At 59.7% G+C, this 23,375-nt stretch carries 23 protein-coding genes and 1 riboswitch; of the genes, 10 read left to right on the top strand and 13 right to left on the bottom strand.

Annotated elements, in window-relative coordinates; genetic code table 11:
• Positions 1 to 63 precede the first annotated feature (63 nt).
• From cobC to cobT, 3 genes are read right to left on the bottom strand one after another with little or no spacing between them, the layout of a single operon-like run.
• Positions 64 to 648: an alpha-ribazole phosphatase family protein gene (gene cobC, locus ASU33_RS20820; RefSeq protein ID WP_059072707.1), complete on the bottom strand. Its 585-nt coding sequence runs from the start codon at positions 646 to 648 to the stop codon at positions 64 to 66.
• The gene (locus tag ASU33_RS20815) at positions 648 to 1,448 is read right to left on the bottom strand and encodes an adenosylcobinamide-GDP ribazoletransferase (RefSeq protein ID WP_059072706.1); all 801 of its coding nucleotides are present in this window, start codon (positions 1,446 to 1,448) and stop codon (positions 648 to 650) included. Before ASU33_RS20815 ends, cobC begins: the two co-directional genes overlap by 1 nt.
• Positions 1,445 to 2,551, bottom strand: coding sequence for a nicotinate-nucleotide--dimethylbenzimidazole phosphoribosyltransferase (gene cobT, locus ASU33_RS20810; RefSeq protein ID WP_078063307.1), 1,107 nt, complete (start codon positions 2,549 to 2,551; stop codon positions 1,445 to 1,447). The genes ASU33_RS20815 and cobT overlap by 4 nt, the downstream gene beginning before the upstream one ends.
• Positions 2,552 to 2,745: 194 nt before the next feature.
• Positions 2,746 to 2,940, bottom strand: a riboswitch (cobalamin riboswitch).
• A 274-nt stretch (positions 2,941 to 3,214) separates the two neighbouring features.
• Between cobT and ASU33_RS20805 the strand changes: the two genes are divergently transcribed.
• The 3 genes from ASU33_RS20805 (at position 3,215) to ASU33_RS20795 (ending at position 6,358) form a co-directional block, all read left to right on the top strand.
• Entirely contained in the window at positions 3,215 to 3,688 is a 474-nt protein-coding gene (locus ASU33_RS20805; RefSeq protein WP_059072705.1) for a Dps family protein, read from the top strand.
• A 166-nt stretch (positions 3,689 to 3,854) separates the two neighbouring features.
• Positions 3,855 to 4,820, top strand: coding sequence for an ADP-glyceromanno-heptose 6-epimerase (gene rfaD, locus ASU33_RS20800; RefSeq protein WP_059072704.1), 966 nt, complete (start codon positions 3,855 to 3,857; stop codon positions 4,818 to 4,820).
• Between the two features lie 107 nt (positions 4,821 to 4,927).
• Positions 4,928 to 6,358 (top strand): FAD/NAD(P)-binding protein, encoded by a 1,431-nt coding sequence (locus ASU33_RS20795; protein ID WP_078063306.1) that lies wholly within the window; start codon positions 4,928 to 4,930, stop codon positions 6,356 to 6,358.
• Here ASU33_RS20795 and ASU33_RS20790 read toward each other — a convergent pair.
• The 4 genes from ASU33_RS20790 to ASU33_RS20775 form a co-directional block, all read right to left on the bottom strand.
• A complete protein-coding gene (locus ASU33_RS20790; RefSeq protein ID WP_059072702.1) occupies positions 6,333 to 7,466 on the bottom strand; it encodes a metallophosphoesterase in 1,134 nt (377 codons plus the stop codon). The genes ASU33_RS20795 and ASU33_RS20790 overlap by 26 nt on opposite strands.
• 135 nt (positions 7,467 to 7,601) lie before the next feature.
• Positions 7,602 to 8,447, bottom strand: coding sequence for a metallophosphoesterase family protein (locus ASU33_RS20785; protein ID WP_059072701.1), 846 nt, complete (start codon positions 8,445 to 8,447; stop codon positions 7,602 to 7,604).
• Positions 8,448 to 8,588: 141 nt separating this feature from the next.
• Positions 8,589 to 8,843: a hypothetical protein gene (locus ASU33_RS20780; RefSeq protein WP_059072700.1), complete on the bottom strand. Its 255-nt coding sequence runs from the start codon at positions 8,841 to 8,843 to the stop codon at positions 8,589 to 8,591.
• A gap of 115 nt (positions 8,844 to 8,958) precedes the next feature.
• A complete protein-coding gene (locus tag ASU33_RS20775) occupies positions 8,959 to 9,960 on the bottom strand; it encodes a zinc-binding dehydrogenase (protein ID WP_059072699.1) in 1,002 nt (333 codons plus the stop codon).
• A 145-nt stretch (positions 9,961 to 10,105) separates the two neighbouring features.
• Between ASU33_RS20775 and ASU33_RS20770 the strand changes: the two genes are divergently transcribed.
• Positions 10,106 to 10,591: a MarR family winged helix-turn-helix transcriptional regulator gene (locus ASU33_RS20770; protein WP_160328255.1), complete on the top strand. Its 486-nt coding sequence runs from the start codon at positions 10,106 to 10,108 to the stop codon at positions 10,589 to 10,591.
• A 118-nt stretch (positions 10,592 to 10,709) separates the two neighbouring features.
• On the opposite strand, the gene ASU33_RS20765 is transcribed toward ASU33_RS20770, so the two are convergent.
• Positions 10,710 to 11,114, bottom strand: coding sequence for a thiol-disulfide oxidoreductase DCC family protein (locus ASU33_RS20765; protein WP_059072697.1), 405 nt, complete (start codon positions 11,112 to 11,114; stop codon positions 10,710 to 10,712).
• 242 nt (positions 11,115 to 11,356) lie between these two features.
• Between ASU33_RS20765 and ASU33_RS20760 the strand changes: the two genes are divergently transcribed.
• Complete coding sequence (locus ASU33_RS20760; RefSeq protein ID WP_059072696.1) at positions 11,357 to 11,770, top strand: hypothetical protein; 414 nt, start codon at positions 11,357 to 11,359, stop codon at positions 11,768 to 11,770.
• Between the two features lie 403 nt (positions 11,771 to 12,173).
• On the opposite strand, the gene ASU33_RS21560 is transcribed toward ASU33_RS20760, so the two are convergent.
• A complete protein-coding gene (locus ASU33_RS21560; protein ID WP_059072695.1) occupies positions 12,174 to 12,686 on the bottom strand; it encodes a hypothetical protein in 513 nt (170 codons plus the stop codon).
• A gap of 19 nt (positions 12,687 to 12,705) precedes the next feature.
• On the opposite strand from ASU33_RS21560, the gene ASU33_RS20750 reads away from it, so the two are divergent.
• Positions 12,706 to 14,319, top strand: a complete 1,614-nt coding sequence (locus ASU33_RS20750) for an HTTM domain-containing protein (RefSeq protein WP_286130709.1) — start codon at positions 12,706 to 12,708, stop codon at positions 14,317 to 14,319.
• A gap of 42 nt (positions 14,320 to 14,361) precedes the next feature.
• The gene (locus ASU33_RS20745) at positions 14,362 to 15,480 is read left to right on the top strand and encodes an MBL fold metallo-hydrolase (protein WP_078063304.1); all 1,119 of its coding nucleotides are present in this window, start codon (positions 14,362 to 14,364) and stop codon (positions 15,478 to 15,480) included.
• Positions 15,481 to 15,557: 77 nt separating this feature from the next.
• Here ASU33_RS20745 and ASU33_RS20740 read toward each other — a convergent pair whose 3' ends face one another.
• Positions 15,558 to 16,304: a Dph6-related ATP pyrophosphatase gene (locus ASU33_RS20740; protein WP_078063303.1), complete on the bottom strand. Its 747-nt coding sequence runs from the start codon at positions 16,302 to 16,304 to the stop codon at positions 15,558 to 15,560.
• 141 nt (positions 16,305 to 16,445) lie between these two features.
• On the opposite strand from ASU33_RS20740, the gene ASU33_RS20735 reads away from it, so the two are divergent.
• The 3 genes from ASU33_RS20735 (at position 16,446) to ASU33_RS20725 (ending at position 18,122) form a co-directional block, all read left to right on the top strand.
• Positions 16,446 to 16,967: a hypothetical protein gene (locus ASU33_RS20735; RefSeq protein ID WP_059072693.1), complete on the top strand. Its 522-nt coding sequence runs from the start codon at positions 16,446 to 16,448 to the stop codon at positions 16,965 to 16,967.
• A gap of 237 nt (positions 16,968 to 17,204) precedes the next feature.
• Positions 17,205 to 17,678, top strand: a complete 474-nt coding sequence (locus ASU33_RS21555; protein WP_160328254.1) for a hypothetical protein — start codon at positions 17,205 to 17,207, stop codon at positions 17,676 to 17,678.
• A gap of 303 nt (positions 17,679 to 17,981) precedes the next feature.
• Entirely contained in the window at positions 17,982 to 18,122 is a 141-nt protein-coding gene (locus ASU33_RS20725; protein ID WP_160328253.1) for a hypothetical protein, read from the top strand.
• Between the two features lie 107 nt (positions 18,123 to 18,229).
• Here ASU33_RS20725 and ASU33_RS20720 read toward each other — a convergent pair whose 3' ends face one another.
• The 3 genes from ASU33_RS20720 to ASU33_RS20710 all read right to left on the bottom strand — a co-directional run bounded on the left by ASU33_RS20720 (position 18,230) and on the right by ASU33_RS20710 (position 23,365).
• Positions 18,230 to 20,041, bottom strand: a complete 1,812-nt coding sequence (locus ASU33_RS20720; RefSeq protein WP_059072690.1) for a DUF885 domain-containing protein — start codon at positions 20,039 to 20,041, stop codon at positions 18,230 to 18,232.
• Between the two features lie 196 nt (positions 20,042 to 20,237).
• A complete protein-coding gene (locus tag ASU33_RS20715) occupies positions 20,238 to 21,524 on the bottom strand; it encodes a hypothetical protein (protein ID WP_059072689.1) in 1,287 nt (428 codons plus the stop codon).
• A gap of 563 nt (positions 21,525 to 22,087) precedes the next feature.
• Complete coding sequence (locus ASU33_RS20710; protein WP_286130708.1) at positions 22,088 to 23,365, bottom strand: tetratricopeptide repeat protein; 1,278 nt, start codon at positions 23,363 to 23,365, stop codon at positions 22,088 to 22,090.
• Positions 23,366 to 23,375 lie beyond the last annotated feature (10 nt).

The following is a 23,375-nucleotide window of genomic DNA, read 5'->3' as shown; positions in this document are numbered from 1 at the left end:
GCAAAGGTAGAGCGCAGATAAGTGAAGGTGAGCGGCAAGCAAAGCCTTGCCCCTAGGTACTGTTTAGCGGTTGACGGTGCGCACCTGCCAGCGCCCATGCTGATGGGTAAGCTGCGTAACCGAAGCGAAATCGATAGTAACCTGAAAGGCATTGCGCAGCGGGTAGCCCAGGCAGTGCGCCAGCATAGCCCTAATTACGCCGCCGTGGGTAAACACCAGCACGGGCCCGGCCTCGGGAGAGAGTTGCGGCAGCTCGGCCAAAAACTCCGTGGCGCGGTCTTGCAGCTGCTGAAAGGTTTCGCCGGCGGGCGGCGCCACGGTTACGTAGTCGGCCATCCAGGGCGTGAGCTCGGCCTCGGGCAGCTCGTTCCACATGCGGTTTTCCCAAGCGCCAAAGTGCATTTCGCGCAGGCGTTCGTCGGGGGTGGCGCTGCCGGCAACGGTGTGCGCCAGTTGCTGGCAGCGCGACGATGGGCTGGTGAATGCCCGATAGCCCCGGTCTGGTGCTACGGGCAGCTTGGCTTGAAGCGCGGCTACCTCATCGGCAAAGCTGTCGGCCAGGCCCACATCGTGGTGGCCGTAGCAGAGGCCGGGCGTGGCTACTGCTGTGTGGCGGATCAGGTAAACATCGAGCAGCGGAGCAGCCATTAAAACCAAATACGGGCGGTGAAAAACAAGTAGATCAGCACTTCGGCCAACTGCTGAGTAGCCCCGAGGCAGTCGCCGGTGTAGCCGCCAATCCAGCGCTGAAACCACCGGCCCAGCACTATTTGCAGGATAGCCAGCGGCAACAGCACCAGCAGCATGCCCGGGTTTTGGGCGTAGGCCACCCACACCAGCAACGGCAGCAAGCCCCAGGCACTGGCCGTCAACAGCCGACCTAGGTCGAGGGCTTTGGCTACGGGCTTGGCCTTGGCGTCGTCGTTTTCGCGGGCGTACTGATGCGTGAATACGAAGCTGAGCGCCGTAAGGCGGCTTAGCGGGTGCGCTACCAGCAGCAACAAGGGGATGGAGGCCCGGATAGCCGACTCGGCGCTGCCGACCTGATACAAAGCGCCAAACTTGGTCGCCATCAGCAAGCCCAAGCCCACTACGCCGTAGGTGCCCACGCGGCTATCCTTCATGATTTCGAGGATGCGGCCGCTTGTCCAGCCTCCGCCGAAACCGTCGCACACGTCGGCAAAGCCGTCTTCGTGGAAAGCGCCGGTAATCAGCACCGAAGCCACCATGCTCAGGAGCAAGCCGATGGCCGAGCCCCACAAGTAAGCCGCGCCTAGGTACACCGCGGCCGAGGCGGCGCCCACCAGCCAGCCAATCAGCGGGAAGTAAATGGTGGAGCGGTTAAGCAGTTCCTCGGAGTGGCCAATCCAGCTTGGGCAGGGTATACGGGTGTAGAACATTACGGCCGTCAGCAGCAGCTCTACTTGGGTGCGGAGCCACTGTTTCATCGAGCTTCGGCAGCTGGTACCTCCGCGGTGGCCGTGCTTACGCCGGCGCTTTCGAAGGAAGCCATTTCGTTCAGGAATGCTACCGCCGACTGCACCAACGGGTACGCCAACGCGCAGCCCGTGCCCTCGCCCAGGCGCAAGCCCAACTGCAGCAGCGGGCGGGCACCTAGGGCCGCGAGCAAATGGCGGTGCCCGGCTTCGGCCGATTGGGTGCAGAACACGCAATAGTCGAGCACGGTTGGCTCGAGGCGGGTCGCCACCAGCAGCGCGGCACTCACGATGAAGCCATCGACCAGCACCAGCATGCGCCGGGCGGCGGCGCGGTACATAGCGCCGCAAAGCTGCGCTATTTCGAAGCCGCCGAACGTAGCCAGCATTTGCAAGGGGTTATCGGCCGATACTTCGGGGTGGGCGGCTACGGCTTGGGTAAGCACCGCGAGCTTGCGCTGCAGGCCGGCATCGTCGAGGCCGGTACCGCGGCCTACGCACTGCGCCAGCGGCAGCCCCGTGAGCACGTGCAGCAGCACCGCCGCCGAGGAAGTATTACCAATGCCCATTTCGCCGAAGCCTACTACGTTGCAGCCGGCGGCGTGCAGCTCATCAATGATGGCTGCACCGGCGTTCAGGGCCTGCTGGCACTCGGCCTCCGACATAGCCGCTTGGTGCAGAAAGCTGCGCGTACCGGCTCCTACCCTCGCATTGCGCACACCGGGCACATCGGCCAGGGCGGTGGCTACGCCGGCGTTTACAACTTGCAGCGCCAAGCCGTGTTGCCGGCAGAACACGTTGATGGCTGCACCGCCCGCGGCGAAATTGCGCACCATTTGGCCGGTTACTTCGGCGGGGTACGGGCTTACGCCTTCGGCGGCAATGCCGTGGTCGGCGGCAAATACTATTAGGTGCGGCCGCTGCAGCGTGGGCGTAAGGGTTTGCTGCACAAGGCAAATTTGCTGAGCTAGGTCTTCGAGCTGACCTAGGGCACCCAAGGGTTTGGTTTTGGCATCGATGCGGTGCTGCACAGCGGCGGGCAGCGTGCTACCGGCCGGCACCAGAGGCGGCACGGGCACCGCAAACAAGTTGGAACCTAGGGAAAGAGGCGTCATCAAACAGAGAAAAGGGCTGGCCGAAAGGCCACCGAACACTTGCCGCCCAGTTGGTTTGCCGTGCGCTCCGCTTTCCTCAAATAGCCAACAGGCAAGGCACCCAACGGCGCTGGTGCAGCTTCGGCAAAAAGCTGCACGGCAGCGCATGGCGGCTGCTCTCCTTACCTGATGACGGCCTTGTAGGCGCGAAGGCGTCACCCAAGCAGCGGCGGGCAGGTCTCCTGACTTGTACCATCCTTCCGGCCTTCTCGCCCCTAGGTGCGGGGCAATGGCTTGCTCGAAAAGACTTGGCTAGCGGGTACTTACAGTAGCGCGTCTGTTCGGGAGTTGCACCCGATTCCCTTTTTAAGCCCGACCTAGGGCCGGGCACCTGCCGCTGTTTGGTTGTAAACTCAACCAAGAAACAGTGGGCCAAAGGTAGCGGAAACTTCGGGCCGCTCGGCTTACGCGCATGCCGAGCTCGGCCGGAACTCTCGGTGCGCCGCAGCGTAGAGCATTTCGTTGTTTGCTGGGCCAACGTACGCTTGTACAACTGCCTTCAGCAATAACCAAACAGCCCGTTTCACACTTGTAGCCCTAAAGCACGCGGCGCCGCAGCCAGGCGTTTCGGCCTGCTTACCGGCCGCCACTGCACTTCTTATCGACCAATCCATTCCAAACACGATGAGCACTAAAAACCAAATCGGCCTCGACACCGCCCAGGTTCAAGAACTCGCCACCGGACTCAACAAGCTGCTGGCCAACTACCAGATTTTTTATATCAACGCCCGCGGCTTTCACTGGAACATTAAAGGCGAAAAGTTCTTCGAGCTGCACGCCAAGTTTGAGGAAATCTACACCGATGCCCTCACCAAAATTGACGAAATCGCCGAGCGTATTCTTACGCTGGGCCACCGCCCACTGCACTCGTTTACCGATTACCTGAACACGGCCACCATCAAAGAGGCCACCAACATTTCGGGTGGGAAAGAGGCTATCCAAACGGTGCTGCAAAACTTTCAGGCTTTGATTTCGCTCGAGCGTGAGTTGTTTGAGCTGGCCGGCGAGGCCAACGACGAAGGCACGGGCGCCCTCATGAGCGACTACATTCGCCAGCAGGAGAAAGAGGTGTGGATGTACGGCGCTTACCTAGGGTAAGCTGCTTCTAAAATTGCTGTGCAAGCCTGCTACCGCTGCGCGCGGTGGCAGGCTTTTTTAGTCTTCTTCCGGCTGAAGCAATGCTTTTGCAACCAAGCCTAGGTGGGCAGCCCATCATTGCCAACGGTAACCCTACCTTTGCGCCACAGAAAACGACTCTGAGCTTATGATTATCGTGACGGGCGCAGCGGGCTTTATCGGCAGCTGCTTGGTAAGCCGGCTCAATGCCGATGGCTTCAACGACGTGGTAGCGGTGGATAACTTCTCGGTGGAGAAGAAGATGCCGAACCTGAAAGGCAAGCGCCTGCGCGAGTTCGTAGACCGCAACGAGTTTTTCGAGTGGCTCGACAAGAATCACGAGCAGGTGGAGTTTATCTTCCACCTAGGCGCCCGCACCGACACAGCCGAGCAAGACAAGGCCGTGTTCGATTTGCTGAACCTGAACTACAGCAAGCAGATGTGGCAGGCTTGCGTGCGCTACAACCTGCCGCTGGTGTACGCCTCCTCGGCGGCTACCTACGGCTCGGGCACCCTCGGCTACTCCGACGACGAAGCCCTGCTGCCGCTGCTGCGCCCGCTAAACCCCTACGGCGACTCCAAAAACGACTTCGACAACTGGGCTATTCAGCAGGAAGAGAAACCGTTTTTCTGGGCGGGCCTGAAGTTTTTCAACGTGTACGGTCCCAACGAGTACCACAAGGGCCGCATGGCTTCGGTGATATTCCACACCTTTCAGCAGGTGCAGCGCACGGGCTCGATGGAGCTGTTCCGCTCGCACAACCCCAAGTTTGCCGACGGCGAGCAAATGCGCGACTTCATTTACGTGCGCGACCTTACCGATGTGTGCGTGTTCCTGATGCATCACCGCCGCAACTCGGGCATCTACAACCTAGGCACTGGCGAGGCCCGCACTTTCTTGGACCTAGCCCTGAACACCTTCGCCGCGCTTGACAAAACGGCCGACATCAAGTTCAAGGATACGCCCGAGGACATCCGCGACACCTATCAATACTTCACGCAGGCCGACATGAGCAAGCTGCGCAGCATTGGCTACGCGCGGCCCTTCACGCGCCTCGAAGACGGCATTAGCGAGTACGTGCGCGACTTTTTGGTGCCGAACGCGTATCTGTAGGACGGACCGCCGCGCCCGCAGCTTGTGAGCCCTAGGTGGGCAGAGTCCGGAAAATTTCCTTTTTTCGGATCCATGCCCAAGATAATCTTGGACTTACAAGGCTCTGTATGACGCGGCGTACCATAGTCATTATTGGAGGCGGAGTTGCTGGCAGCTTGCTGGCCGTGCAGCTCACGCGCCTACCCGGCGGCCCGTGGCCGCTCGATGTAGTGGTGGTAGAGCCGCGCGAGCGGCTCGGCCCCGGCACCGCCTACACCAACGATCGGCCCGAGTGGCTGCTCAACGTGCGCAGCCAGGGCCTGAGTGCTTTTCCCGATCAGCCCAATCATTTTGTGGAGTGGCTGCATCAAAACGGTATTCCGGAGGGCGACTATGGTTTCTGCCCCCGCCAAACCTACGGTCGCTACATCGAAAGCTTGGTGCAAACGGCCCTAGAGAATACCTCCATTAACGGAGTGCGCGTGCAGTGGCAATCGAGTCGGGCCGTGGCGGCCACCCCTACCGCGGGTGGGTGCCTGATGCGTGTTGAGCTCGAGAACGGCCGCACGCTTGAGGCCAACACGGTGGTGCTGGCCCTAGGCAACTTCCCGCCCAGCATGCCGGTGCGGCCCGATACGGGCTACCATTATCACCCACACTTCCATGCCAACCCGTGGGCACCTGGCGCGCTGCGCAACATTGGCCCCAATGAGTCGGTGATGCTGATTGGCACCGGCCTCACCTCCGTTGATGTGCTGATGGCGTTGCGGGCCGATGGGCACCGCGGTCCGTTGCTGGCCGTATCGCGTCATGGGCGCTGGCCAGTGGCCCACACCGAAACCGCCGTTAGCCCCTACCCCAACTACTACGCCAGCGAACTAGCCGGCTTACGCACCGTGGCCGAAGTACTGCGCGTGGTGCGCCGACACGTGGCCCAAGGCGAAGCCGAGGGCTACAATTGGCGAGCCGTGCTCGATGCCTTGCGCCCCGACCTAGGGCACATCTGGGCCGCTTGGCCTAAGCCGGAGCAGCAGCGTTTCATGCGCCATTTGGCTACGCTTTGGTCGACGCTGCGGCACCGCAACCCGCCGCAAAACGCCGCCGCGCTGGCCGAGCTGCTCGGCAGTGGGCGGTTGCAGATCGAGAAGGGCCGTGTGCGCCACATCGAAGGCCGCGGCGAGCAATTGGCCGTGCAAATCCGCCACAACCACGACCACAAATGGCTGCAGGCCGACCACGTAGTGCTCTGCACCGGTCCGCTAATGGACTATCAGCAGCTCAACGACCCGCTGATTGTGCAGTTGCGCCACGCTGGTCTGCTCGTACCCGACTCGATGCGCCTGGGTATCCAAACCTCTGCCGAAGGTGCTTTGCTCGATAGTGCAGGCACTGCTTCGGAACATTTGTTTACCCTAGGCCCAAGTTTACGCCCCTTGTGGTTCGAGTCGACGGCGGTGCCGGAGTTGCGGCAACAAGCCGCCGATTTGGCCGCAGTGCTGGCCCAACGCCTGGCCGGCAACCACCCCGAGCAGGCTATAGCACTTCGGCGCGTACCGTAACCTTGCCGCTGGGGCTGGTCATCACCACTTGGTAGATGCCCGCTTTCAGGGCACCCTGGTACCACGTAAGCTGGCGTTTGCCGGCTCTTACATTGGCATCAAACAATTTGGCAACCTCCTGGCCAAGCAAGTTCAGCACCCTGATCTGCACGCGCCCGGGCTCGGGCACGGCAAACGCCAACTCGGTTGAGCCGCTAAACGGGTTCGGAGCCGGAGGGTACAAAGTGCCTTCGAGAGGCAAGCCTTTGCCCAAGGTATACGAGTCGATGCGTTGGCCGCGGCGGGTGTAGAACTCCAGCCGCAACGTGTCGGCCGAGGCCTGCATCAGCATGGCGCCGTAGTCGGCGTTGTAGCGCACCCGGCTGCCGGCAGCCGTGCGCTGTGGGTTCAGGTTGTAGATATTACGCCCGCCCAAGCCGTTCACGAAATAAGGAAAGTCGTTCACGATCAGGCGCTCGTAGTGGTGGTCGTGGCCGGTGAGAACCACCGAGGCGCCCCACTCCTTAAAGGGCCACTGCATAGAGGGGGTGTTGCCGTGTTGGCCCGAGGAATACGGCGCGTGGTGAAAATAAACCACTTTCCAGGGGGCGCGAGCCGCCGCCAAGCGCCGCTTTAGCCATTGCGCCTGCACCGAAGTGCTCGATACTCCATCGGCCTCGGCTGGGTCGCTGTTCAGCACAAAAAAGTGCACGTTTCCGCGCCGATACTCGTAATAGCGCCCATTGCCGGGCAGCGTGAAGTAGTGCAGAAACGGAATGCCGTTGGCCGTATAGAGGTCGTGGTTGCCTAGGCTCGGAAAGAACCTGTTGAAGGACGAGCCCTGCCCAAAACGCCCTTTGTAAAAGCCTATGTACTCGTGGTAGTACTGGCCAATGTTCTGGTCGATGGTGGTGGAGTCGCCGTAGTCGTAGTTGTTGTCGCCGAGGGTGATGATGAAGTGTGGGTTCCAGCTTTTCACCAACGCAGCCACGTCGCGCTCGGGCGTACCGGCATAACCGTAGTCGCCAATGGCGGCAAAGCGTTGCGCTTGGCTGGGTGCGGCAATCAGCAAGCACACCAGCACTAAGCTTAGCAAGCGGTATTTCAACAAATCGTAAAAAGCAAGCATAAAGCAGGCATCGGTTCCGAACGCGAAGACACTTGCTTACTAGTAAGTGATTCGGAGTGAGCTATGAGGGAGCAATTTACTACCGCTGCGCCCTACATACCTCCCTGCATCAGCCCCAGTGGTAAATTTTGCTCCTTACGGCCGAGTTAGCGAAAAGGTGTCGATAACATGCCCGCGCCGCGTAATAAACTGTAGCTGCAAGCGCGTGGCCGTCGCATCGGCCAACAAAGCTCCGTAGTTGCGTCGGTAGCGCACACGACTGCCCCGGATAGGCAACACCCTGAAGCGAAAGCGTTGCGGCGTGCCACCTAGGCCATTGACTATGTACGTGAGCCCACCCACCTCGAGCCGTTCGTAAAGGTGGTTGTGGCCGGTAAGCACCACCGAGGCGCCCCATTGCTTGAATGGCCAACGCAAGTCGCGGGCTTCGTGCTGGCCCGAGCAGTACGGCGCATGGTGGAAGTACACCACCCTCCAGGGCGCGGTGGAGCTGCCCAGCACCTGGCGGCACCATTGCGCCTGCCGCGAGGTGCTGTCGATGCCATCGGGCTCGGCGCGGTTGCTGTTCAGTACCACAAAGTGCACGTTGCCCCGCACAAAGTCATAGTACCGTTCGTTGCCGGGCAGGGTAAAGTACTTGTGGTAAGGCTTGCCCGCAGCGGTGTGCAAATCGTGGTTGCCGAGGCTCGGAAAGAAACGGTTTTCGGCGGCGCCAGCACCGTATTGGCCGCGGTACGGGTGCAAGTACGCGTGGTAATACTGACCAATGTTCTGGTCGATGGTGGTGGAGTCGCCGTACGGGTAGTTGTTGTCGCCGAGGGTGATGATGAAATCGGGCTGCCAGCTGTGCACAAGCTGGGCCACATCCCGGGCCGGCTGGCCGGCGGTACCGTAGTCGCCGATGGCAGCAAAGCGCTGCGCCCGAGGCTGCGCGGGCAGCCCCACTCCAATCAGCGCTGCTATCGTTAGCGGCCAACGCATACGTTACCAATCCCTTACCCAAGTAGCTACCGCAAGTGGGCTAAAAAGTTGTGGAACGTAACGGTCAAAAAAAAAACGGCGGCTCCTCGGTACGAGGAGCCGCCGGTAGTATATCCAGGTTTTATGGACCTGCGCCCTAGGTTAGGCGGCAATGTCGGGGTACAGGGGGCGTACGTCGGCACCGGCCGGGCTGAAGGGCACAGCATCTTCGAGCTCCTGGGTACGGCGCAGGGCACGCATCAGCAGGTAGCGGTATTTTTCGGCATCGGCCAAGGCAGTTTCTACGGCACGCAGGGCGTCGTCGTAGCTTACTACAGGCACTTGCTCGGCTATTTCACCCGTCGGATACGTAAGGTAAAAAACCGGCGCGTCGAGGTATTCAGCGGGTGTTTTCATGTCAGTATCAGCTGCTGTTTCAGTGTCATGAATAGAACACCTAGGGGCTGCCGCACATTCCATTTTACCGCTTGCAAGCGCAATTTATTAAACCTGTTTTTCAGCTATTTACAATTTAATTTATCTGCAGCACGAGCTTACCAAACTGTTGGCCTTCATCCATGCGGCGCATGGCTTTTTCGCCCTCTGCCAACGGGAAAACCTCATCCATAACGGGCACCAATTGCGTGTCCTCGACGAGGCGCAGCAAGCCGGCAAAATCCTCCTCGGTGCCCATAGTCGAGCCCAGCAGGCTTAGCTGCTTCCAGAAAATGCGGGCCGGTGGCAGCTGCGTAATAGCGCCCGTGGTGCCGCCATAAAACACGATGCGGCCACCAGGAGCGGCGGCTTCGAGCAGTTGCACCACGCCAGGGCCGGCAGCGCTATCGATAATGAGGTCGAAGCCGCCTCCGGCTTGCTTTGCCAGGGCTGGCCCCCAGCCTTCTTGCCGGTAGCTAATGCCACCGCGGGCACCTAGGGCGCGGGCGCGCTCAAGTTTGTCGTCGGAGCCCGAGGTTACCCATACTTCGGCGCCGCCGGCCAGTGCCAGCTGCAAGGCCAGGAGGGCTACACCACCGCCCACCCCGGTGATGAGCACCCGCTCGCCCGCTTGCAAGCCTCCGCGGGTAAACAGCGCCCGGTAAGCCGTAACGCCACCTAGGGGCAGCACGGCAGCCTGCGCAGGCGTAAGGTGCGCGGGGCGCTGATGCACGTAACGCGCCGGCACGCACACGTACTCGGCAAAGGTGCCATCGTGGGGCAAGCCCAGGATGGTAAACGCACGCCCCTGGGCCTTGGGGTTGTCGCCCCAGTTGTGGCCTGGGTTGATAACTACCTCCTGCCCCCGTAAGCTTTCGGGCACGCCTTCGCCTAGGTCGGCTACGGTGCCTGCGCCATCGGAGCCCAAAATAATGGGAAAGCGCAAGCCCGCGTACTGGCCTTTCTGAATCCAAACGTCGCGGTGATTGAGCGCAGCGGCTTGCAAACGCACCAATACTTCGCCGGCTTGCGGCTGTGGCGTGGCTACCTCGCGCAGTTGCAGCGGCTGGCCTACGCCATCGAGAACAAGAGCTTTCATAATGAAAAAAAAGGCCGCACGGTGCGGCTACAAAGGATAAATGCTGATAGTAAGCAAGGTTACGGTAAACCTGTTTACAGGAATTGCGTTTAGCCGAAAACCTACCCGGCCCATGTGTTTGGGCGCGCAACCTACCAAAATTCCTATGGCACTTCCGCTCGATCCGCTCTTTACCTTCGAAGGACCCGATGTGAACCCGGGCTTTTTGCTGGCCCAAGCTACTGCCCACTGGCAGCGCAGCTTAGGGGAAGTGCTGAAGCCTATGGGCCTCTCGCCGAGCCAGTTTTTGTTGCTGGCGGCGGTGCAGCGCCTAGGTCAGCAGCAAGCGCCGGTTACGCAAGCCTCGGTAGCCCAATACGCCCATTACGACAAAATGACCACCAGCAAAATCGTACGCACGCTGGAGGAAAAAGGCCTGATTCAGCGCCCTACCAACGAGCAGGATGCCCGCGCCCGCAGCTTGTCGCTGACATCCGCCGGCCTTAAAACGGTGGTGCGGGCCGCGTGGGCGCTGGAGGAGTTCGATCAGCAGTTTTTCGGGCAGGGTGCCGGCTCGCTCGTAAAAGCCCTGCAAGGCCTTTTGCCATCGGCTGATAACAACGCAGATGCAGCGGCCTCATCGGCGGCTTAAGCATTAATAAATGCGCTAATACAGCCGCCGGGGCGGTTGGCCAGTAGGATGTGCCCCTGCTGCGGCCAACCGCCCCGGCGGTTTTGGTATTGCTGAATATTCCCAATGCGGCTCAATGCTAGATAAACCTCGCCTTTAGCTCGGGTGTGGGCAGCCAGCATTCGTTTTGCTTGCCAAACCAACGGTAGCGGTTGCGGGCCACAAAGCGGTAGGCCGCGTCGCGCAGAAAGCGAGGCAGCACCATACCCACCGAGAGCAGGCGCCACCCGCCGCCTAGGTGCTGCAGAATGCGGAGGATGGCCGTGGAGTGGGTGTAGGCGCGGCCGTTCTCAATCAGCACTACTGAGTCGGGGTTGTCAGGATCGGGGTTGATGCCGCCCGGCATCAGGCGTTGGCCAACTTCTGACTGCAACGAAGCAAACTGAAACCTACCGACCGGGTCGCGCGCGATGATGAACTGCACCAAGCCGTGGCACAGGTTGCAAACGCCGTCGAAGAGAATGATGGAGGGGCCCGGTGTCATGGTAGCGAAAGTTGGTACGAAGGTGCACTGCCAGTACGAAACCAACGAAACGCGGTTGGGTTGTGCCGCCGAACAAAATACGATAGGCTTCTGGCATCCCGGTTGACACCTTTGGGTAAAGCAAAAAACGTGCACAAAATTTTCTTGATAAAATTCAGCTAATCCTGTTTTCTGGGCGTATATGCCTCCTGTATTCGCCGCACTATCAGGCCAATACCACCAACCAAACCAACAACACCCTTATGAACCGTACACGCATTTGGTGCATGTCGGGCGCATTGTGTGCGCTTCTGGCCCTAGGCTCTTGTGGCAACGATGGCAACTCCAACGCCGGCTCCGGCATGGGGGCCGATGGCACTGGCTCCGAGCCCGGCTCGGCTACCAGCACCGAAACCACCACCGACATGGGCAGCACCGATACCATGGGCACCGGCACCGGCGCGGGCACTACGGGCAGCACCTCATCGGGCACCACGGGCGGCGGCGTAACCACGGGCGGCGGCATGAGCGGCACTACCTCAAGCGCAGGCTCTACGGCGGGCACCACGGCGGGCTCAACGGGCGGCGGCGCTACCACCAACGAAGCAACCACCGGTGGCACCACTGGCAACTCCGGAGCCGGCGGCTCTACAACCAGCGGTAGTACCACCAACTAAAACCAGACTTCACTTACACGCTCACATATTGGAAAGAGGAGGGAGAAAAAGGACGTCACGCTTGTGGTTGTCCTTTTTTTCTGCCCTTTACCCTAAGCTCCTCTGCCAAAAAAACCGAGCCAATGTAGCTCTTCTTTGGCGAGCTACGTAGAGTATTGGCTGGCTTGGCGTTGAGGCCGCTACCCATGCCCGCTGTAGAGTTTCGTCCTTCAGCCATCTCGTTCTAATTCTTCTCACAACCATTCACCCCTACAGCTATGAAAAAGTCGCTTCGTTCTCCGCTTTACCTGTTCTCGGCCGCCGTGCTGAGCGTGTCGGTTGCCTTGTCGGGCTGCAACCGCGAAACCACTTCGGGGGCTACTACCTCGGGCTCCACATCGGGCAGCGGCACCACCTCGGGTACCTACGACTCTACTACCCCTGCCACCACATCGGGTAGCACCACTACGGGTTCTACCAGCGGTAGCACTACTTCGGGTACTACCTCGGGTTCCACTACCAGCAGCACCACTTCGGGCACCACTACAATGGGCAGCGACATGGGTACCACTACCTCGGGTACCACCAGCGGCTCTACTACCATGAGCACCTCGGGTACTACGTCGGGCACTACGAGCGGTAGCACCACCATGAGCACCTCGGGTACCACCAGTGGCACCACCAGCGGCAGCACCACTACCTCCGGCACCACTTCGGGTACCACCAGCGGTTCCACTACCATGAGCACCAGTGGCACTACCTCGGGTACTACCTCCGGCTCCACCACGCGCAGCACTTCGGGTACTACCAGCGGCACTACATCCGGTTCAACCACCCGCAGCACCTCGGGCTCAACTACTCGTGGCACCACCTCGGGTACTACTTCGGGTACCACATCGGGCCGCACCACGTCGGGCTCTACATCCGGTTCAACCACCCGCTAATTCCTGACGGCTTTGCAAACTTCGGTCGAACAGCTTGACCGGGCGCAAGGGCAACTTCCCACCGAGGAGGTTGCCCTTTCTGCGCCTCCGCCTCCCTCGCACGGCAGCGGGCCCGGCCATCGGTTGTTGGCCCTGTTGCGCCGTCCCTTCGAGGTCGATATCCGGGCCTTGGCGCTGATGCGCATGGCCGTGGCTGCAGTAATCCTGCTCGATCTGGGCATCCGCAGCACCGACCTCGAAGCCCACTACACCAACCTAGGGGTACTGCCGCTGCACGTGCTCTTCGAGCGGGCTTGGAACCCCTACGAGTTTTCCATCCACAACATGAGCGGCCTGTGGCAGGTGCAGGCGCTGCTGTTTCTGGCGGCGGCCGGGTTTGCCGTGGGCCTGCTGCTAGGCTGGCGCACCAAGCTCATGACGGTGCTCTCGTGGGTGATGCTTGTGTCATTGCAAAACCGCAACCCCATGATTGCGCAAGGCGGCGACGACCTGCTGCGCATGCTGCTGTTTTGGGGCATCTTCTTGCCTTGGGGCCGCATGTGGAGCAAGGATGCCGAAAGCCAGCCTGCCCCCGACGATTACACGCACTTTAGCGCGGCCACGGTGGCTTACGTGGTGCAAATTGCGCTGGTATACATCTGCACGGCTTTCCTGAAAAGCGCCCCCGAGTGGACCACCGAAGGCACGGCTATTTACTACGCCCTTAGCCTCGACCAGGTGCTGATGCCGGGCGGGCGCCTGCTCTACCCGCACTACGAGCTGATGCGCTGGCTCACGCACCTCACTTACTACACCGAGCTGCTGCTGCCTATTCTGCTGTTTATTCCGGTGGGCACCGCGTTTTTCCGGACGCTGTTTGTGGTGGTGCTGTTCGGTTTTCACGCCGGCATCAGCCTTACGCTGTTCGTGGGGCTGTTCTTCATCATCAACTTCGCCTCGCTGATGGGCCTGCTGCCCAAGCCCGTGCTAAACTGGCTTGAGTGCAAGCTAGGCCCTGCCACGCAGCGTTGCTCGGGCTACCTAGGCAGCTTGCGTCAGCGGTTGCCCGCCTGGCAGCTGCCCTTGCAGGTGCAGTTGCAGGCCACTTGGCAACCTCGGGCACGCAAGCCCCGCCTCGAGATACTGCCCATGCTGGGCGAAACCGTGCTGTACGTGCTCGTGGGCTACACCATCTGGTGGAACCTCGACGGCATCATTGCGCCCAAATACACCATGAGCGAGCCGCTGCGCTGGTTTGGCTACCAGTTCCGCACCGATCAGCACTGGGGCATGTTTGCGCCGGCCGTGTTCAAAGACGACGGTTGGTACATTTTGGAAGGCCAGGCCACCAACGGCCGCACCTACGATTTGTACCGCAACGGGCGCCCCGTGAATTACGAAAAGCCGTACTCGGTAATGGCGCTGCACAAAAACGACCGGTGGCGCAAGTACTCCGAGAATTACCTGTTTGTAGACAACTCCTGGATGCGGCCGTATTACTGCAACTACATGCTGCGCATTTGGCACCTCAACCCGCGCAACCCGCAGCTGAAGCGCCTCGATGTGGTGTACATGAAAGAAGTGTCGTTGCCGAACTACAAGGTATCGGAGCCGAAGCGCGAGGTGCTTTGCAGCTGCGAGTATTAGCGGCAACGCCCCATCTACCCACCCCATTCCAACCCCTACCCTATGACCAATCACCATCTGGATGTGTTGAAATCGCGCCCGAACCGCGCCACCACGCCCGATTTGCAGTACGTGGCACCCGGCGTATGGGCCTTGCGCAACGTGTTCGTCAACCTGTTTTTTGTGCGCCCCGAGCCTAGCTCCGGCCCCTGGGTGCTGGTTGATGCCGGCTTGCCCGGCGCAGCAGGCAAAATTCGGCACGCGGCCGAAACGCTGTTTGGCGAAGGCGCACGCCCCGAGGCAATTATCATGACGCACGGCCACTTCGACCACGCGGGCGCCCTCAAAACCCTGGCCGAACATTGGGATGTGCCCGTGTATGCGCACCGCCTCGAGTTGCCGTACCTAACGGGCCGCTCCTCGTACCCCCCACCCGACCCCACCGTGGGCGGTGGTGCTATGGCCCTGATGTCGGTGCTGTATCCCAAAACGCCGTACGACCTAGGCAACCGCGCGCACGAGCTGCCCACCGATGGCTCGGTGCCAAACCTGCCGGGTTGGCGCTGGGTGCACACCCCCGGCCACACGCCGGGCCACGTGTCGTTCTTCCGCGACTCCGACCGCCTGCTAATTGCCGGCGACGCCTTTGTGACGGTGGAGCAGGAATCGGCCATTGCCGTGTGGGAGCAGCGCCAGGAAGTGCACGGCCCACCTAAATACTTTACCTGCGACTGGCATGCCGCCCGCAACTCGGTGGAAACGCTTGCCCAGCTGAAACCGGCCATTGCCGCCACTGGCCACGGCGTACCGATGCGCGGCGACGCCCTGCAGCAAGAGCTGGAGCAACTGGCCCGCGAATTCAACCGCTTGGCCGTACCGGCGCACGGCCGCTACGTGCACCAGCCTGCCCAAACCGACGAATCGGGCGTGGTGTCGGTGCCGCCGCCCGTAATCAGCCCGCGCACGCCGCTGCTGGTAGGCGCTACCGCCGCGGTGGTTGGTTTGGCCGCGTACGCCATTCTCACGCAGCGTCGCAACGGCAGCAACAAGCACCTGAAGCGCCGTAAGCAAAACCGCATGCGCCGGCACCACCTCGATTACCCCGAAGCCTACGCCAGCGGGGTGATTGATCCGTTCGCGCCTACCGACGAAGGCGAGTATAACCCCTATCATCCGATTTAGCAGAATTGACTCCAACGCAAGGCGGCCCCGGCAATAGGTATTGCCGGGGCCGCCTTGCGTTGGAGTTGCCATAGCACCTAGGAATGTCCTTCTGCTAATAGCAAATCCTGGTACCAAAAGCCTGCACTAAACGGATTGGGCTCGTTGCGGTAGCAGTCGTTGTTGGCGGTATCGGGGTCGGTGGCTGGGCGGTAGGTGCGGTGCACCTGCTCGCCGGGCGCAATGGCAATGGGTTGGCTGAAGTACGGCGCATCGTACACGAAGCTGTGGTACTCGCCGTTTTCACCACACGGGTCGACGCCGGCCGGCAAATCGCGCAGGAATTGTTCGTCGAGCTCACGCCCGCAAAAGCTCTGGTCGAGGTGTTGATCGTTGACGCACACCACCACGGCCCGAAACCCTAGGTCGATAAACTCGCGCATCACGTCGGCAGCCGGCTTGTGCCAGATGGGGAACTCGGCCTGCCAACCCACGCGCGCCAGCTGCTGCTCGCGGTAGGCGCGCAAATCCTGCAGGTGCAAATCGCCGAACACAGTGGTGCTTATGCCTTGCGTGGCCAGGTAACCTAGGGCCTCGGACATGCGCTGCTCGTACACCTCCATGCTGGGCATTTCGGGCAGCCACACCGGCACCAAGGGCAAGCCAATGCGCTCGGCTTGCGCCTCTAGCAGCTCGGCCCGCACGCCGTGCATGGCTACGCGGCGGTAGTGCTCATTGAGGGTGGTAAGCAAGTGCGTGAGGCGCAGGTTCGGGTTCTGCAAAGCGTGGTGCAGGCACAAGGCAGAGTCTTTGCCCCCGCTCCAGCTGAGTACGGCGTTGGTCAAGGCGAATGGTGGTTTACTGATGCAAAGATGCGAATTCGGGCTTTTCGGGGCGCGGCGCTAGGTGCAGTTAGCCGCAAGAACGTGTTAGTGCGTATACAACCGCATACTCCGAATTCTCTCATCCAAAACACTGCCTCTGCTATGTCCCGCACCCCGTACGCGCTAGGCACGGCCTTGCTGCTGCTCTCGGCGCTTGTTGCCTGCGACCGTTCTATGGAACCCGGCATCGACCATCAATTTCAAGACTCATTCGACCGTGCCCCGCATGCTACCCGCGTTGATACTGAGCGCGACAGCGTTTCGGGCGGCGGCAAAGCATATACTCCGGTGGGCACCACCTCGGGCGCCCGCACCGTAGCCGAGGCCGTAAGCTCGCAGCCCGGCGGCGACCCCAATACCTCCAAGTACACCGAAACCGGCACCACCGACGGCAGCAGCACTACCAGCGGCCGTAGCCTCACGGGCCGCGGCACCCGCGACTCCGAAATACCTGCCACCGACAACCCGCCGCAAGCCGGCACTACGTCGGGCCGCGGCTCGCTCAACAACATTCCGCGCTCTACGCCGCAAAACGCTTCGGTGCAGGGCGTGCAAGGCGGTGGCCCGCGCCGCAACACCGACCGTGAAAACAGCAACACGAGCAAGCAGGATAACCGCGATTAGTAATTCCGGCTGCCTTGCCGCTACAAGCCGCCCACCGAACCTAAGGGTTTGGCGGGCGGCTTTTTTGTGACTTCCTACCAAAGCATTCGGGTATAACCCCCGATGTTCCGCGAAAAACAACCCGGTAAGCAGTTGAAAATCAGCATTTATTCTTTGCTACACACGACGTTGAGAGCGGAAAGCGCGGCGTATAATCCAGCCAAACCCGATTCTTTCAATTCTCATCAGCGATAAGCAATGAAAAAGCAATGGTTTCTGCTCGTACTCGGGCTGGCACTTACTTCGGCTGTAACCCTCACCGCCTGCGACGACGAAGATGAAGACAATGGCACCACCTCGGGCTCCACAACCACCACCGGAACCACATCTGGCAGTACAACCGGCACTACCAGCGGTACAACTTCGGGCACTACTTCGGGCACCACCACGTCGGGTACCACAACCGGCACCACCAGTAGCACCACGGGCTCAACCACAGGTACAACCACCACCACTGGCGGTACTACCAGTACTACAACGGGTGGCACCACAACCGGAGGCACTACCGGCGGCACAACTACAGGTACAACAACAGGCGGCACCACCGGCACCACAACTACTGGTGGCAGCACTACCACAGGCGGCAGCACAACCGGCACTACCACAACCGGTGGCTCGACTACCGGCGGTACTACCACCGGAGGCAGCACTACGGGCGGCTCTACTACCTAGGTACAGAGCCACATCGGGAATGAGGTGAGGACAGATGCGCTTGCTGGGGCTGCCCGGCAGGCGCATCTGTCGTTAGCAGCTACAAAATGCCGGAGTGCCAGAAAGAAAATACGGAGGTAATATCATGTAAATATTCTAAGTATAAATATGCAAAAATACGTGTCAATTCAAGAACTCAAATATAGTTGAGCTACGTACAAGCAATTGTAAACCTCCACAACCAACGCACCTCCAACCACCATGCAGTACTCACGTTATCGGGTTCCTTCGGCCAGCGACCGGGGTTCCGCCTCAGGGCAGCGTTTGCATTCAACCGGGAACCAGTCGGGCCACAACCGCTGCCACGGCTACCGCTACTCGCGCCAGAACCGCACAAGCCACGATCCGCGCCACGCCCACGAGCGCGGCCCCGAGCGCCCCGACAACTCCTGGGATACTTTGTAAGCCACGCCTACCTAGGCAGCGCAACTTACCCGCTCCTTCAGTCTCACCCACAAGCATGAAAAAGCCCTGCGCCAGTCTGGTGCAGGGCTTTTTCGTTGGCCTAGGTGCTATTGCTGTTTGGCAGCCCAGGCATCCATTTTGCGCTCCAGTACGGCCAGCGGCATCACGCCGTCCTTCAGCAGTTCGTCGTGGAAGTCGCTGATCTTGAACTTAGCGCCCAGCTGCTGCTCATACTTGCGGCGCAGCTCCTGAATTTTGAGCGAGCCGGTTTTGTACGACAAGGCCTGAGCCGGAATGGCCATGTAGCGTTCTATTTCGGCCACGGCGCCCTGCTCGTTGATGGCTTCGTTATCCATCATGTACTTAATGGCCTGCTCGCGCGTCATGCCTTTGTGGTGCATGCCCACATCCACCACCAGCCGGATGGCGCGGTGAATCTCATCACCCAGGGCACCCATGTACTGGTAGGGGTCGGTGTAGAGGCCTAGCTCCTTGCCTAGGCTTTCGGTGTACAGGGCCCAACCTTCGCCCATGGCGCCGTACCACGCAAAGCGGCGGAACTTGGGCATCTGGTCGTTTTCCTGCTGCAGCGACGTTTGGTAGTGGTGGCCCGGTATGGCTTCGTGCAGAAACAGCGACTCCATGCCCGAAGTGGTGTTGAAGGTTTTGGCATCCAGAATGGGCACGTAGAAGATGCCGGGGCGCGAGCCATCGGGGTTGCCGGGGTTGTACTCGGCTGATGCCGAAGCGGCGCGGAAGGCCTCGGTCTGGCGAATCTCGAACGGCGTTTTAGGCGTGCGGCCGAACAGCTTGGGCAGGTTCGGGGTAATTTTGGCCTGAATACCGCGGAAGGCGTTCAGTACGTCTTCGGGCGTTTTGTAAGGCGTAAAGCGCTTATCGGTGCGCATGTAGTTGAAAAACGCGTTCAGGTCGCCCTTAAAGCCCACCTGGTTTTTCACGCGCTCCATCTCCGTCCGAATGCGCTTCACCTCGGCCAAGCCGGTCTGGTAAATCTCGTCGGGTGTTTTGTCGGTGGTCGTCCAGGACTTTACGTAGTACCGGTAAATGTCGGGCCCGTTGGGCACGGCCGCAATGCCGGTGCTGGTGCGGCTCTTGGGCAGGTACTCCGTTTTCAGGAACTGACCTAGGCGGCGGTACGTGGGCACCAGCTCGTTGCTGATGGCGGCACGATAGGCCTCGGTAATGCGCTTGCGGTCGGCTTCCGAAACACTCGCCGGAAACTTGTTGATGGGCCCATAGAACAAGCTCTTGCTGGGGTCCGAAACCACCATGGCTTCCATCTGCGGAATCATCTTTTGCACCAGCGGGCGAGGCAGCACCACGCCGGCGCGCATGCCGCGCCGGAAGTTGCTGATGGCCGTATCGGCCCACACCGAGAAACCGCGTACGCGGCCCAGCCAGTTGTCGTAATCCTCGGCGGTTTTGAAGGGCTGCACGCCCTCGCCCGAGCCGTACTGACCCATGGTGAGCGGTAAGCCCCAGAACTGCTGGTACGGAATCATCCAGGTGTTCAGCTTTAGCCCCTCGAGCTTGGTTTCGAGGTCGTACTTGAAGATGTCGTAGCTGATGCGGTCGTTGTCGGAGAGCTTTTCGCGGTCGAACTGCTGCAGCTCGCTCAGGTACTTCTGGTAGAACTGCTGCAGGTTTTGCCGAAAGGCCACCGTGCCGTCGTTGGGCAGCTGGTCGTTGTAGCGGTTGTCGCCCTGCGCGGTGGCCTCAAGCGGAAATAGCTTGGAGTTTTCTTCCCAGTAGCGGTCGAATACCGAACCTAGGTTGTTGGTTTCGGCCGAGGCAGTTTGCTCGCCGCCGCCTACCTGGGCTTCTTTCTGGGTTTGCTGAGAACAGCCAATCAGCAAGGCACCGGCCAGCACGCTGGCCGCTATCGTACGTTTGTTCATTGGAGAGGAGGAGAAATAGCGCCTAAATCTAACCGCTTTCTGGCGTGCCGAAAGCGGTTTTTCATATCCGCGTGTCAGCAATTTATCTACCCTCGCTTCTGGCCTTAGGTACCTGCCGGGTACGCACAACAAAAAAGCCCGTGAGGCAATACCTCACGGGCTTTTAAGCAGGCCAGCTTAGGCCCTTCTCCGGGTTCTAGTCGCGTAGCATGGTTTTCTTCGTGAAGGTACCGTTGCTGGTCACGGCCTGCACAATGTACACCCCGCCAACGCCCTGCCGCAGCGGAATCTGGCGCGAAACCAAGCCGGTAGCACCGTCGGGCATTACTTCGGTGTGCAGTACGCGGCCCATGCTATCCATTACGCGAATGGCGCGACATACGGCGTCGGTGCGCATCTCCACAATTAAGTTGCCGGGCGTGCCGTAGGCGCTTAGCTCCTGCTCGGCAGCGCCGGCTTGCACGGCCACTACCTGCGAGGTGGTAGCGGTGCCATCAAGGTCGGTTTGCTTGAGGCGGTAGTAGTTTAGGCCGGGGCGCATGTTGTTATCCACGGCGTTGTACTCGCGGCGGGCGCTCGAGTTGCCAGCGGCGCGCACGGTGGTTACTACGTCAAAGTTTTTGCCATCATTGGAGCGCTCCACGGCAAAGTTGGCCGAGTTTTTTTCTGAGGCCGTTACCCACTGCAGTTGCACCTGTTTGTTGGTGTAGCGGGCATTAAAGCTGGCCAGTTCTACGGGCAATGGGGTGCTGGCGCAGGCATTCACGGTAATGTACTCCTGCACGCGCGGGTTGCAATTCATGCCTTCGGTGGCGCAATCGTTGGGTTGGCCCTGCACGCATACCCGCAGGCCGGGGGCAAACAGGCCGTTGAGGCCGCCGTTGCCTTGGGTGAGCACGCAGCCGCTTATCGAGAGCGTGCCCGTGCCCATGATGCGGGGGTTGCCTTGCGTCACCATTAGGTTGCCGTCGATGTCGATTTCGGCACCGGGGGCCACCATCAGGTCGGATTGGTTGGCGAGCGAAATGTTGCAGTCGGTGCTCAGGTTTGCCGTTGAGCCTAGCTGGGCATCGGCCTTGTAAAAGCTTACGCTGTACACGTCGAGGGTGCCATCGAGCTGCAGACGCGTCATGTCGGGGCCGGTTTGCTCGCCGAAATACAAGTTGTGCGCGTTGGCTTTGTCGGTGAGCGAGCCGGTGCTGGTAATCACCATTTTGGCGTTGTCGCCGGTTATGCTGTAGTCGATATCCAACTCAACGGCCGAGTTGATAACAATGATGTTGTCGCTGGCATCTTGGCCGTTGCGCTGTTGGCTGTTGGTTGGCGTCAGGCTGCCGTCTGATTTACCCGAAATAACCCAGGTGTTCGGGTCGCTCCACTTACCCCCACCCGGTTTGGAGGTGTAGGTGCACTGGGCTTGGGCCTGGGTAGCGCCAACAACGGAAGTCAGAAGAAAAGAAAGGTAGAGTATGGTGGATTTCATGTGAGTACAGGCTTTGGGAAAACATGCAGTTGAAGTGTTTCATGTTCTCAGGGTTTTATGCTTTCGCATTTGGTGCCTGTTACGCTATGTATTATTATTGGATGCACAAATAGGATTACAAACTATTTACGTTATATTTATTAATTATATATTCAAATATTATATTAGTCTATTATTATTACATGTCACGTTCTTTACTTAGTCCAGATAATCAGTGAGTTATTTACTTACAACCATATTGACCCCTGCTTATACAGCTTTGATTATCAGTTGCAAAAGCTCCTTTTGCACCCAAAAAAATTTGCTAGGCTAGCACTTCCAAGGCAGCCCTAGCAGCCCCTCTCTGCCCGCGTATCATGAGTAAATACCTAGGCGCATAGTGTCCCAACACGCTCTTAGGTATTGCATAATTATTCCGCCACCCGGCGACAGTAAAAGCATTACCCAACCTGCATAGAGGTAAATAGTGGAAGCGACTACAAAAGCCGAAAGGCCCCTTGCATATCCATTGCAGGGGGCCTTTCGGCTTTTGTAGTTAATAGCTTTAGCGCACCTAGGCGCTGCTACTTTTTGTGCTGCTTCAGGTACTCGCGGGCTTCGCGGTACTCGGGCGAGTTACGCGGGGCCTTGTCCTTTACTACGTTGTAATAGCGGCGGGCAGTAGCTACATCGGAGCGGTCGGAGGCAATGCGGGCCAAGTGCCGGTGCGCCAGTACATAAAAGCCCTGGTCGGTTTCGCCGGTGCTTTCGGCAAACACAATGCAACGCTGAAAGTAATCGGCAGCCTTTTCGGAGTTGTCGTAGCGGTGCTCCATCAGCCAGCCCAAAAAGTAGGTGGCGTAGCGGCCGCTGATGGCTTCGTAGCCTGGCATGCCTTTGTTGAGTTTCTCAAGGATGTCGCGGCTAACCCGCTCGCACTCATCGTACTCGCCGCGGTTGTAGCAAGCCAAGGCATAGAAGCGCTGAAAGTAGGCGTTGTCGGGGTAGTTGGTAGCTAAGCTGCGCGAAACGGGCAGGGCTTCCTCGGGCTTGTTTTCATCGTTGTACAAGATCTTCATCAGGAAGAACTTGGCCTCGGTGCCGGTGTAAAAGCCATTGTCGGCCACGTTGCGCAGCTGCCGCAGCCCTAGGTCGCGGTTGCCCTTCGGGAAGAACAGCATCACCGGGCGCAGCAACGGGTAGTTTTCGGCTATCCACACCTGGTAATAGTTGAACAAGGCCTGGCCAAACAAGAACTCCGGGCTGAGACCGTTTGCCTCTTGGCTGAGCGCGAGGTAATCGAGGGCCTGCTTGCTGTACACGGTGGCCTTGCGCCAGTTGGCACGCTCAGCGTTCAGGCGGGCCGCAAACCCATAAGCCGCCGACAAGAAAAAGCAGGCCTCGTAGTTTTGTTTGTCCTGCTTATACAAGGTTTCGCCTTTGCTGATGGTGGTATCCATATAGGCGAAGAAGACCTTGTCGAACTGCTTGGTTTGCACGTTGCTGGGCACAATTTTCCACCACTGGCTCAGGCCCAGCAAAAAGTACGGCATGGGGTGCTCGGGGTAGCGGCGGCGCAACGAGCGGAATTGCTTTTCGGCCTTGTCGTACTTGAAGTTGTAGAGGTTGCGCACGGCTCCGTCCAGCTCCAGCTGGATTTCCTTGTCGAGCAGCAGCCAGCTTTTGGTGTTGATAGCACTGGGCGACACCTCCACGTTTTCGAGCTGAATGTTGCGGATAGGTGCCTCGCGTTGCTTGGTAGTGTCGGCGGGCCGTTGCTGCGCTTGTGCGCACAGCACGGCCAGGCTACCTAGGGCAACCAAGCAAAAGCGCATCCAAACCAAGGAAAAGCGTTGGGACATAGAAGAATAA

This window comes from Solirubrum puertoriconensis (genome assembly GCF_001483135.1).
Classification (GTDB): domain Bacteria; phylum Bacteroidota; class Bacteroidia; order Cytophagales; family Hymenobacteraceae; genus Solirubrum; species Solirubrum puertoriconensis.
This window is presented reverse-complemented; position numbering and strand designations above follow the sequence as displayed.